The organism is Peribacillus sp. TH14, assembly GCF_016651145.1.
Taxonomy (GTDB): domain Bacteria; phylum Bacillota; class Bacilli; order Bacillales; family DSM-1321; genus Peribacillus; species Peribacillus butanolivorans.
The window spans coordinates 2,646,912-2,657,984 of the sequence record NZ_JAEKEK010000001.1 but is presented as its reverse complement, the minus strand read 5'-3'; the positions used below and the strand labels follow the sequence as shown (position 1 = coordinate 2,657,984).

Sequence of the window (11,073 nt, the reverse complement as noted above, 5' to 3'; positions counted from 1 at the left end):
TAACGGCTGTTTTGAGAAGAAACTCCACCGTTCGAGAAGTCGGACTCTTCTACGTTATAGAACTAAAGCACTCGTTTGTTTAAGTGATTTTATTCACAATATTTCAGTGTAAAAATGAAATTCTTATATATTACTACCTTACAAAAAATGCAATAATCCCTAGGATTATGCACAAAATCCCACCCAAAAATTGTCCTAATCCTGATGCTTCTCCCATTATTAATAAATTAAATATATTCTTACTTTTTTGATTTTTTCCGAATAAACCATCGTCAGTTTTCATACGATAAATACTCCAAACTATTAAAACTGCCCCAAAAATAAATAATATAATCTGCATTTAAAATCCTCCGTTGTTTGTTTAATATGTGCATCTTTTTAAAATGGATTATTTGTCATCCTCATCAAAAATAAAAGTTTCTTCAATTGATAAATTAAAAACTGAAGCTATTTTATACGCAAGTAGCACAGATGGATTATACTGTTGTTTTTCTAATGAGATGATTGTTCTAGAAGATACACTTACTTTATCAGCTAATTCTTGTTGTGTTATTTCATGTTCTATTCGTAATTCTTTTACTCTATTTTTCATAAATCCCCCTAATTAAAGGACATGATTATAATATTTTCTAGCCCAAAATTCACTAATTATTAATGATAATAAGACAACAAACAATACAGTTTTTGTTGCGATTACCACAAAATTAGTTAAAAACATAAGAATAAAGATTTCGTATATCAGAATTTGCAAAGAAAAGCGAGCAACTTTTCCATCAATTAAAGCGTCTCTTTCATCATATTCCTTTGCTAATTCCTTTTCTAGAGATTTATTCTTTCGGGATTTAATATAAGAAATTGTTGAGGAAACCAAGATTATTCCCCCTAAGAATAATATGAAATACCCAAAATCAAATCCTACTGATTTATCGAGAGTTATTTGAATGATTCCCAATACAATTATCAAGATTGATACAAAAAAGCGCTGTATGAATAGGTTTTTCAAACATACCTCTCCTAACCAATTTAAATTCTCCTGAAGTGAAGTTTGTTTCACGTGAAGTTTTCTTCACATGAAGTTAACTTCACGTTACTCATTCTCAAAGCAAAAGTCAATAAGTAAATGTTGATTATTAAAATCATTTTAGTTTTCATTGTGTTGAACTAACCTGCCCCCATAGTTCATTAATCAAAAAGGCCACCACGTGGTAGCCCTGGATCTCAACTAACGCATCTATAGTCAGACTCGATCATTTCCAAGATTTCTTCAGCCGTATATTTTTTCTCAAAACCTCCTTCAATTATTTTTGACTGATGAATTTTTCAAGTTCTTCTACTTTCTTCCCATCAGCATGGTATGTGTATCCAGTCAGTTCTTTTCCTTTTATACCATTTGCGACAATATCAAGGTCGTTAAACACGTACTTCTTGTATGTTATAGCTTGTTGCTGTCTGTCTGTCGGTGGATTCCAATACTTATGAGCTTCCCATTTATCTGTCCCTTTCGGTAGGGTAACTCCATCTAAAACTTTGCCTTGTTCTTCTTGAATTATGTAGGATAGTTCTAAGAGGTTGTTGAAGTCTTGTACTAAAACTTTTGGTATATCGTTAGCATCTTCTTCACTCGTAAATGATTGAGCTTCTGCTAAGTAGTAGTATTCAATTGGGTTGCGATATTGCTATCGGATTCATCAACTAAAATTCTTCTTCTAACATCTCATGATCTCGTTAATTATTTTCAAATTTGGCTTGTACATCTTCAATGGTTTCTTTAGGTGCTTAAGGAGCAAGTTTCATATCCTCAAATGTCATCTCGGTTCGAGCGATTTTCTTATCATATGTTAGATGTTTTACCCTTATTTTGAGAGCCGTTTTTTGCTTTGCTTTTTCTAGATTGATGTTGGACGACATAGGACGACCACCGGACATTTGATAAACAATTCTGATACTTGGAATAATAAAAATAAAAAGCCCTTCTCACACGAGAGGGGCTTTTTTGTTATTAATATTCACTTACAGAATAACTTTTATATGTTAACTTGTTGTTTTCAAAAGCCATATCAACATATATGTCAGTAGTGTCACTGTAACGGCTCCAGACATAATCTTTTTCGGTAATACCGCCATAGGTATATGTTGATTCTAATTTCATATATTCACCTGTGATAGATACCATTTGATTATAAGTCATTCCTTTTTTTACATTCGTATATTCATTGAAAGTTATACCATTTTTAATGGGAGTAAAGAAATATCCTTTGGCTGTTTTTGTATACTTGACCCACTTTGTTCCTACTTTATCATAATCTACAAATGTTACTGTAGCATATGAAAAGTTTTTATTTGTTGCATATGGAGTTAACGTTACAGCTTTAGTAGTTTTTGCATTAATTGTATTACCTTTATAATCTTGAACCTTATAGGTAGTACCTACTAAGGCGCTCTTATAGAAAGTTGAACCGATCGGCTTTGTTACTGTTGCAGCTTCTCCTTTATTTGCTCCAACTCCTGCCAGTAATCCTAGAGCTAATACTCCTACAGTTAATGCCTTTGCTAGTTTTTTCATCTTAATTTCTCCCCCAACCCGTTAGGTCTTATGAATTTATATGTACATTTGTAGAATACCAAATCTTTTTCAATGGGTCTATGACTTTTCGTAGAGAACGGGTATTTACAATATCCATCTTAGGCAATGCGGCTTTTGACTTCAGCAAACTTCAACACAAACCAATGCTCCATATTCATGAGTTCTTAGAAAAAGACGCAATTGCACCTCAATATATAATTAACATTCCAAACATGTTAAAGCGGATTGAAGAATTTAATCCAGAAGCACATAAAAAATACCATTGCTTAGATGTAATAGAAGATACTTGTTGGACAATCAGCTGAGGGTGATAATTTCTTGAGCCAATAATAGTTCTGTTTTTGACACCAAGCAGCTTTTGATAATCCACTTTCTTTAAAATCTTGAATGTGAGCTTCCCATCCTTTCTTTATAAGGCGCCTTTTCATAAAAAAACCTCCACATGTAGGATGTAAGGAGATTATCTCATGAGCTATTTACAAGTAGTAGGTGGGGAATATTTGACGCTTACTTTTATCTACTGCTTTTTCTTCTTGCATACATGCACCAAGCAATCCAATTGAGATAACACTTGTCGCTAAAATAAAATAATTCCTTATAAAATTTTTCCCCATTTTCTCTCATATAGTAAAGATTAACTAATCCACCTTAATCTAATTGAACTAGAAAAGCACTATGATTATTCAGAGTACCTAAACAAAAAACTTTGATAAATAAATAGAAAAGGCATGTTTAGAAAAAAGATTATCAAAACATGCCCTTATACTACTATTAAATTGGATTATTCTTTTATAAAAACGCTGATCTTTTGTCTTCCTTAATCAACTAACGCACCCTTTAGTTGAAGAAGAAGTCATCATTTTAATAACTCAGTCTTATACCTATATCGTACATTTTCAAGAATTTGGTTAAAAATATGCAAAGGGATTCCTACTTAATCTTTAATTTCTATTTCTTTTCCCGAATCAAGGTATGTAAGGAATCCCCAATAAGAAATGAAAAAGTTATAAGTTGGTTCGTAAATAAACTCCATCCACCCCCCTGCAATATGTTTATCTTTTTCATTGAATATATTAATTCCTGAGAAGTTTTCCACTACCCCATCTAAATAAATAGCATCATCTCCTTCTATACAACTAATCTGCCCCTTTAGTTCAATAAGAAAAGAGCTACCGAAGAAAACGTATAATTTTGAATTGACTGAATTTTCACTTTGTAATATACTTGGTATACCACATACCAATAGGAGGAAAAATGAAAAAAATAGAGACAGTTATGCCGTTAAGAGATATAGCTTTTGAGGCAATTAAGAAATCAATTTTGAATTATGAACTTCTACCGGGTCAAGCAATTTATGAAAGAGACCTAAGTGAAAAGTTAGGTGTAAGTAGAACTCCTGTAAGAGAATCTCTGTCGTTGTTAGAAAGAGAAAAATGGATAATTTCAAAACCACGGGTTGGTACGTTTATTAATGAAATAACAGAAGAAAATGTAATTGAAGTAATGGAAATTCGAATGATTTTTGACCGATTCTCACTAGAAAAAATCTGTGGAAATATTACTCCAGAACAAATAAAAGTATTAGAAGGTTACATAGAGGAGCAAGAAAAAAATAAAACAGATCACCAAAGATTTATTGAATTAGATAAAGAGTTCCATTCTGAAATTGTATTATTAACTAAAAATCAGCGATTAGAAAAATGGTTTGAAGAAATTGGTGATCAGATTAGATGGTTTGGGTTAAAAGCCATAACTGAGAAGTCGCGTATTGAGGAAACAATATCTGAACATAAAGCAATTGTACAAGGTATAAAATCACAAGATATTAATCAACTTCTGGTAGCATCAAATAACCATGTGGAAAATACCAAAAATGAAATTATTAATCAATTGAGGAGGAATTCAAATGAGAAAAGTAATTAATTTACATCTTTCTAATGGAGAGGTTAAAAAACATGAAATTGATATTAATAGAGTAATTGTTGTTGGATATGGGGGACGAAATATAGAAAAAATTCAAGAACACATAGATGAATTAAAAGAATTAGGTATTGCACCTCCACCTCATGTACCAATGATATATCCACAAAAAATAGAACAACTGAATTTTTCTAATGAATGTAATGGAAGCAAATTTTCCTCAGGGGAAACAGAATATGTGTTATTCCATGATGGAAAAGAATGGTTGGTTACCCTTGGCAGCGATCATACTGATCGAGAAGTAGAAAAAGAAGATATTTTAAAGTCCAAATCAATATGTGATAAACCTCTTGCAACTGATTTTTGGAGATTAGCAGATTTAATAGAAGACTGGGATAATATTATCTTACGTTCTTATGTTACTTCAAATGGGGAAAAATATTTATATCAAGAAGACACTTTAGACGCACTCTTAGAGGTTGATGTTTTATTGGAAAAGCTGGACAAGTTCGGGGAAAAGGATCTAGAACATACTGTTATTTTTTCAGGTACTGTTCCTACAAAAAATGGATTTATTTTTGGTGATAAATTTGAATATGAAATTGAACACCCCAAGTTAAACAGAAAAATTAAACATCATTATTCCATTATTTATTAAGGGGTGATTGTTTTGAAAAAGGAACCTACAAAAGTTAGATGGGGACTAGCATTCTTTTTCTTTATAATAGGTGTAATCGCTTACATGGACAGATCAAATATTTCAATAATAGCAAAACCAATGATGGATGATTTAGGCTTAGATAAAGTTCAGTTTGGTATGCTTGCATCATTATTCTCATTAGGTTACGCGTTAGTTCAAATTCCAGCAGGACTTATGGCAGAAAAGTTTGGTCCAAGAAAAATGATCACTTTTGCTCTAGTATGGTGGTCAGTATTTACGGGTTTGACGGGTTTAGTTAAATCTCACGGTCTATTGTTTATGGTGAGATTCTTATTTGGGATAGGTGAAGGACCGATGTTTCCTGCTAACGCCGTATTTAATACAAACTGGTTTAGAAGAGATGAAAAGGCCAGAGCATCTAGTGCTTTATTGGCCGGTTCATATTTTGGACCAGTTATAGCCCCTATCGTTACGGTTTATATCTATCAATATTTTGGCTGGCAAGCTGTATTTTATATTTTCGGATTAATAGGAATAATCATTGCGGGTGTCTGGTACGTTATAGCCCGAGACTATCCTGAAATTCATAAACTTGTGAATGAACAAGAAAAAGAATATATACTTGAAGACAGAGAAATTGTTGATACCGCTAAAGTTAGAGCCCCATGGAATTCTTTTCTGAAAAGCTATAGATTTTGGGCGTTAGGATTACAATATTTTGTTGTTTTATATATTATTACTTTCTTTTTAGTTTGGTTACCTACCTATTTACTGGAAGATAGAGGATTCTCATTAAGTAAAATGGGATTTGTCTGCAAGCCTACCTTGGTTAGCAATACTGATAACTGTAATGACTGGTGGTATTCTTTCTGACTACTTAGTACGTAAAGGTTTTTCAAAGCAAATATCAAGATCCTCTTTAGCTATATCAGGTTTAATAGTATTTATTATTTCAATGTACCTTGCTGTTATGACAGTATCGCCTTATATGAATGTTTTATGGTTATCATTATGCTTGGGTTCACTAGGATTCACAGTAGTGTGTTCATGGGCTTCTGCTACAGACTTAGGAAGAAACTTTTCTGGTTCCGTTTCAGGTTGGATGAACTTGTGGGGAAATCTAGGAGCATTTGTATCACCGTTATTATGTGGTTGGTTAGCAGAAAACTTTGGGTGGAATATCACATTAGGAGTAACTATAATCCCTGTGTTTATTGCAGCTATATTATGGTTGTTTGTGAAACCAGATACTTCATTACTAAACTAAATACAATTAAGAGGAGTGACCAATGTGAATTATCTAGTATTTCAAATGGATTTAGTAGTTGGAAATCCTGAAGAGAATAGGAAAATCATTGAACGCTGGTTAGAAGCTAACTATAGTGATGATGTGGATGTTGTAGTACTTCCTGAAATGTGGTCTACGGGCTATGTGTTGGAGCAACTGGAAGAAATCTGCAATGTGGATGGTAAGCGTTCCATTGAATTTTTACAATCACTGGCTAAGAAGTTTAATGTAAACTTGGTGGGTGGCTCGATTGCCGTATTAGAAGGTAAAGATATCTTTAATCGTGCGGTTATAGTTAATCGAATGGGTGAGATTGTTCACACATATGACAAGATGCACCTTGTTCCGATGTTAGATGAACCAAAGTTTTTAACGGGCGGTCATAATCAAGTGGAAGTATTTGAACTTGAAGGTGTGAAGATGGGGGTTATTATTTGTTACGATTTACGATTCCCTGAAATTATTCGTGACTTAGCATTACAAGGTATTCAAGTGTTACATATCGTCGCAGAATGGCCACTTGCAAGGGAAACACATTGGAATACGTTACTTCGTGCGCGCGCAATTGAGAACCAAATGTATGTTGTTGCTTCAAATGTGGCGGGGACAAAGTTAGGAGTGGAATTCGCAGGTTGCTCACAAATTGTAGATCCATGGGGAGACATTGTTCAAAAATTAGATCAAGAAGTTGGTGAATTAAAAGCAACTTTAAATTTAGAGACAGTCCCGCAAGTCAGGAAAGATGTGCCGATCTTTAGTAGTCGTGTACCATCACTTTATAGGTCCAACCTAAGATTCTTCTTAGACGGAGTGGAGAAAATATCGAGACCTGAAATTGAATTCACAGACTATAAGAATTTTAAACTTGAACCAATTGATGGGTTGGTAGAAGGGCTGTCACAAAGGGTCATTTCAGAGAATTCGTCAACACAGGAAATGGTTCGTATTTTGGAGTTCGCACCCGGTACAGACACGACGCCTAATGGAGTTCAAGTCCATCATTATTGGGAAGAGCTATATGTCGTTAAAGGGTCTGTCATAGATTTAACTTTAAATAAGATATTCACTGCGGGAATGGTTGCTTCACGTCCCCCCGGAATGCAACATGGTCCATGGAAGTCAACGGATGGTTGCGTAATGTTTGAAGTGCGATACAGTCGATAATAAAGTGCTGATAATTTGATAATGAGTGGAGTTTTTAATAATGGGGTACCACCTATTTCGATGACAAAAAGACGACAATCCAAATGAAAGTTGCCATTTCCCCCGATTATTTGCGCTTATTTTAAGTGTTATTTTGCACATCCAACTTTAAAACCCAGCTACCTTCACATGAGAAGATTAGCTGGGTTTCTTAATTATTTACGTCCAATCACTAAGCTATTTCGTGCAGCTTCTACGGCTTCTGTTGTAATGGATGTCAGGTGATTGATTTCGAGAATACGTTCAATTTGAGTAAATAACCGGTGAATGAGTCTAAAATTACAGTTTGTGACTTTCATGATGTTAGTGAGTGCCTCATAGTCGGAAAAGTCCTCCCGTTTGATGGAGATGCCGAGTTCATCCCCTGTGTTGAGATGGAAGTCTATTTTTAAATTCGCTAAGCCAATTTTTAAAATCATCTTCTTTTAATGGTCTTATTACTAATCTTTCCGTTTCTGAAATGCTGGCAAATTTGTTAAAATAAAACTTACTTTCTAATTACGTCTTTTCTTAATTCTTAAAATCTCTCCCTTTCAAAATAAATCCAATTATTAACTATTCGCATTAACAGTAATAATCCCTTTTTGCAACGTATTCAATCTTCAACTAAACTGCCCCGTTAGCCAACCATGCAGCGCACGACCAGCGCTGCACCACAGAGAATGAAAATGGTGGAAAACCGTCCATACTGATTCTATGGCTGGGTGAGGAAGGTCGATGAACTATGGTGCCATTAGAGCCCATCCGTTAGTCTGACTCCAACGACCTCGGTGCATCACAGACTGTCGCTCCCTTACGGGAAGCACTCATGGTAGATTAATCCTATTCTGGTTTTTGCACCAGCCTCTAATTTTTTGCCATAGAAAGGATGGTTTCAATGGAAGTAATCATTGAACGAGTATGCGGAATGGATGTACATAAAGATAACATTACCGCCTGCATTATGACCCCCGAAGGAAAGGAGATTCAAACATTTTCTACAAAAACGGTGTTTTTAATTCAACTGATGGATTGGATTAAATCACATGGTTGCACTCATGTCGCTATGGAGAGCACAGGTGTGTTTTGGAAGCCTATCGTGAACTTAATTGAGGCTGAAGAAATGGAGTTTTTAGTTGTTAACGCACAACATATGAAAGCAGTCCCTGGTCGAAAAACAGATGTCAAGGATGCTGAGTGGATCGCTCAACTTCTTCGTCATGGTTTATTGAAGGCAAGCTTTATCCCTGATCGAAATCAACGAGAATTGCGTGAGCTTGTTCGGTATCGTAGAAGTATTATTGAAGAACGAGCCAGACAGCATAATCGAATTCAAAAGGTGCTTGAAGGTGCAAATATCAAATTAGGCTCTGTCGTATCGGATATTATGGGTGTTTCATCAAAGGACATGCTTCATGCGATCGCATTTGGTGAGGATGATCCTGAGAAACTAGCAAACCTTGCGCGACGTTCGATGAAGAAGAAAAAAGATGATTTAATCCTTGCCCTGAATGGGTATGTGAATCCTCATCAACGCATGATGCTTAAAACGATTCTAACTCATATTGATTTTCTGACTGAACAGATTAAAAACCTCGATCAAGAGGTTGCCCAAAGAGTTAGTGTGTATCAAGAAAACATAGAACGACTGGATTCAATACCTGGGATTGCCACTCGAATGGCAGAACAAATTCTAGCTGAAATCGGAACGGACGTTGAAAAACAGTTCGAAAGTGCAGCCAGATTATGTTCATGGGCCGCCCTCGTACCAGGACACAATGAAAGTGCAGGAAAAAGGAAATCAACCAGAGGCAAAAAGGGAAATAAATATTTAAAATCTGCTTTAACTGAGGCTGCTCACTCAGTTGGAGCCTCCAAAAACTATCTTGGCGCTCTATACAGACGGACAGTCAGCGCGAAAAGGAAGAAAACGAGCTGGAATTGTCGTTGCCCACGCCATGTTAAGAATTTCTTATTATCTTTTAACAAGGAAAGAAATGTATGTAGACTTAGGCGAAGATTATTTTGATAAGCAAAAGCAAGCTTCCATTGTACGAAATTCGGTCCGAAGGTTAGAAAACTTAGGATATACCGTAAATATATCAGAGGCATCCTAACCACCGATTTATTAGGAGATCTAATAAGGCGCTGCTCTTTTTCAAAAAAATTGAAGCTTGCGTTTTATTTAATATGGTCTTTTTTCTTATTATTAGTGTTTAATTTTCATGGTAGTTGAAGAAGAAAAATCAAAAGCATTGTTTAACAGATTCTATTTTAAAGAAGTAACAATCAAAAAAAAGTTCGTAAAAGTGTAATTAAACGAACGGATAGCTAATAAACAGATTAAGGTTTATTTGTGCACATGGGTCTGTACATACCTATTCACGCTTACAGCCATAAGGATTCTATGTATGGTAAAATGTTGGTTAGGAGATTATATTATTGCCGGCCCTGATTCTTCTACGAGGCCTAGGGAAGCAGCAATAGTTTTTATATCCCACTTTCATTCTTTCAATTTAAATGGAAGTGGTTATTATACATATAACAATCCCTTCTTTTTCATTTGAAAAAGATTAATTCCCTAAAATAGTTGCTTTTCTTCTTATTAACTGTCAAGCTTAGATGATCTAGACTATAAAGAATAGAACAAGTAGGTGACGAACATGATTGAAGTTAAAACTTCCACACTCAGTGATGGTGAGTTCAATAGAGGCGTATTCGCTACGCAAGACATTAAAAAAGGTGAGCTTTTACATGAAGCACCTGTTATTGCTTATCCAAACGAAGAGCATGTTTTCATAGAGAAAACATTGCTTGCAGATTACGCGTTTGAGTATGGAATTAACCATACTGCCATGCTTTTAGGATATGGCATGCTGTTTAATCACTCTTATACTCCCAATGCTACTTATGACATAAACTTTAAGAACCACACGTTTGATTTCTTCGCTTACACCGACATAAAAGCAGGAGAAGAAATTCTTATTAATTATAATGGTGAAGTCGATAATGAAGATCCATTATGGTTCAATAAAGAAGATAATGGTGAAGATGACGCTGAGTAACAACACCATTACTTTTGAATGACCTGAAGGTAATAATTTATTAATGAGAGCCATTTACACAGACAACAAGGTTTAATAAAAAATCCCCTTTAAAAGGATTGTGGCAATTACACAATCACTTAAGGGGATTTTTTTTACTTAATGAGCGGAAGGCTTATTCGATTTTGATTTTGTTAAGGATTGGAGTTGGCTCTTAACCTTATCAATGTTTTCTGGAGTGGCTAGGGATTTTATTTGACTCATGGTTTTTTCACGAGTTTTTTTATTGCGCATTAAGTATGCTGCTGCTCCTATCACGACAGTTCCAATCATTTTATTTGATGGCATATGAGTTTCCTCCTTGAAGTTGGTTAATTATAGTATTCCCTCTATC

General features: G+C 34.8%; 13 protein-coding genes and 3 pseudogenes. 7 read left to right on the top strand and 9 right to left on the bottom strand.

Going from position 1 to position 11,073, the window contains the following annotated elements:
• Positions 1-133: 133 nt before the first annotated feature.
• From JFU50_RS12900 to JFU50_RS12880, 5 genes are all read right to left on the bottom strand, one after another.
• The gene (locus JFU50_RS12900) at positions 134-340 is read right to left on the bottom strand and encodes a hypothetical protein (protein ID WP_201222807.1); all 207 of its coding nucleotides are present in this window, start codon (positions 338-340) and stop codon (positions 134-136) included.
• A 48-nt stretch (positions 341-388) separates the two neighbouring features.
• Positions 389-592, bottom strand: a complete 204-nt coding sequence (locus JFU50_RS12895) for a helix-turn-helix transcriptional regulator (protein ID WP_034306678.1) — start codon at positions 590-592, stop codon at positions 389-391.
• 12 nt (positions 593-604) lie between these two features.
• A complete protein-coding gene (locus tag JFU50_RS12890) occupies positions 605-1,054 on the bottom strand; it encodes a hypothetical protein (protein WP_207198798.1) in 450 nt (149 codons plus the stop codon).
• Between the two features lie 722 nt (positions 1,055-1,776).
• On the bottom strand, positions 1,777-1,908 hold the full coding sequence (locus JFU50_RS31430; protein WP_274608140.1) for a hypothetical protein: 132 nt from the start codon (positions 1,906-1,908) through the stop codon (positions 1,777-1,779).
• A 91-nt stretch (positions 1,909-1,999) separates the two neighbouring features.
• A complete protein-coding gene (locus tag JFU50_RS12880; RefSeq protein ID WP_201222801.1) occupies positions 2,000-2,563 on the bottom strand; it encodes a hypothetical protein in 564 nt (187 codons plus the stop codon).
• Between the two features lie 80 nt (positions 2,564-2,643).
• Between JFU50_RS12880 and JFU50_RS12875 the strand changes: the two genes are divergently transcribed.
• A complete protein-coding gene (locus JFU50_RS12875) occupies positions 2,644-2,889 on the top strand; it encodes a hypothetical protein (protein ID WP_201222800.1) in 246 nt (81 codons plus the stop codon).
• On the opposite strand, the gene tnpA is transcribed toward JFU50_RS12875, so the two are convergent.
• Entirely contained in the window at positions 2,851-3,012 is a 162-nt protein-coding gene (tnpA, locus tag JFU50_RS31970; RefSeq protein ID WP_446728139.1) for an IS66 family insertion sequence element accessory protein TnpA, read from the bottom strand. The genes JFU50_RS12875 and tnpA overlap by 39 nt on opposite strands.
• Before the next feature lie 506 nt (positions 3,013-3,518).
• Positions 3,519-3,827: a hypothetical protein gene (locus tag JFU50_RS30440; protein ID WP_207198797.1), complete on the bottom strand. Its 309-nt coding sequence runs from the start codon at positions 3,825-3,827 to the stop codon at positions 3,519-3,521.
• Positions 3,828-3,838: 11 nt separating this feature from the next.
• Between JFU50_RS30440 and JFU50_RS12865 the strand changes: the two genes are divergently transcribed.
• The 4 genes and pseudogenes from JFU50_RS12865 to JFU50_RS31745 all read left to right on the top strand — a co-directional run bounded on the left by JFU50_RS12865 (position 3,839) and on the right by JFU50_RS31745 (position 7,617).
• Positions 3,839-4,507 carry a GntR family transcriptional regulator gene (locus JFU50_RS12865; RefSeq protein ID WP_053344578.1) on the top strand — a complete coding sequence of 223 codons (669 nt, stop codon included), beginning with the start codon at positions 3,839-3,841 and terminating at the stop codon, positions 4,505-4,507.
• Positions 4,491-5,162, top strand: a complete 672-nt coding sequence (locus JFU50_RS12860; RefSeq protein ID WP_201222798.1) for a DUF2848 family protein — start codon at positions 4,491-4,493, stop codon at positions 5,160-5,162. The genes JFU50_RS12865 and JFU50_RS12860 overlap by 17 nt, the downstream gene beginning before the upstream one ends.
• Before the next feature lie 12 nt (positions 5,163-5,174).
• Positions 5,175-6,432 (top strand): annotated as a pseudogene (locus tag JFU50_RS12855) (MFS transporter).
• Between the two features lie 24 nt (positions 6,433-6,456).
• Positions 6,457-7,617, top strand: a complete 1,161-nt coding sequence (locus tag JFU50_RS31745; protein WP_201222797.1) for a nitrilase-related carbon-nitrogen hydrolase — start codon at positions 6,457-6,459, stop codon at positions 7,615-7,617.
• Between the two features lie 194 nt (positions 7,618-7,811).
• Here the strand turns inward: JFU50_RS31745 and JFU50_RS12845 are convergent.
• Positions 7,812-8,015 (bottom strand): annotated as a pseudogene (locus JFU50_RS12845) (AAA family ATPase); the annotation flags it as partial.
• 518 nt (positions 8,016-8,533) lie between these two features.
• Between JFU50_RS12845 and JFU50_RS12840 the strand changes: the two are divergent.
• Positions 8,534-9,752 (top strand): annotated as a pseudogene (locus tag JFU50_RS12840) (IS110 family transposase).
• A gap of 546 nt (positions 9,753-10,298) precedes the next feature.
• Entirely contained in the window at positions 10,299-10,700 is a 402-nt protein-coding gene (locus JFU50_RS12835; RefSeq protein ID WP_053348811.1) for an SET domain-containing protein, read from the top strand.
• Between the two features lie 138 nt (positions 10,701-10,838).
• Here the strand turns inward: JFU50_RS12835 and JFU50_RS12830 are convergent, their stop codons facing one another.
• The gene (locus JFU50_RS12830; protein ID WP_053348810.1) at positions 10,839-11,027 is read right to left on the bottom strand and encodes a hypothetical protein; all 189 of its coding nucleotides are present in this window, start codon (positions 11,025-11,027) and stop codon (positions 10,839-10,841) included.
• Positions 11,028-11,073: the final 46 nt, after the last annotated feature.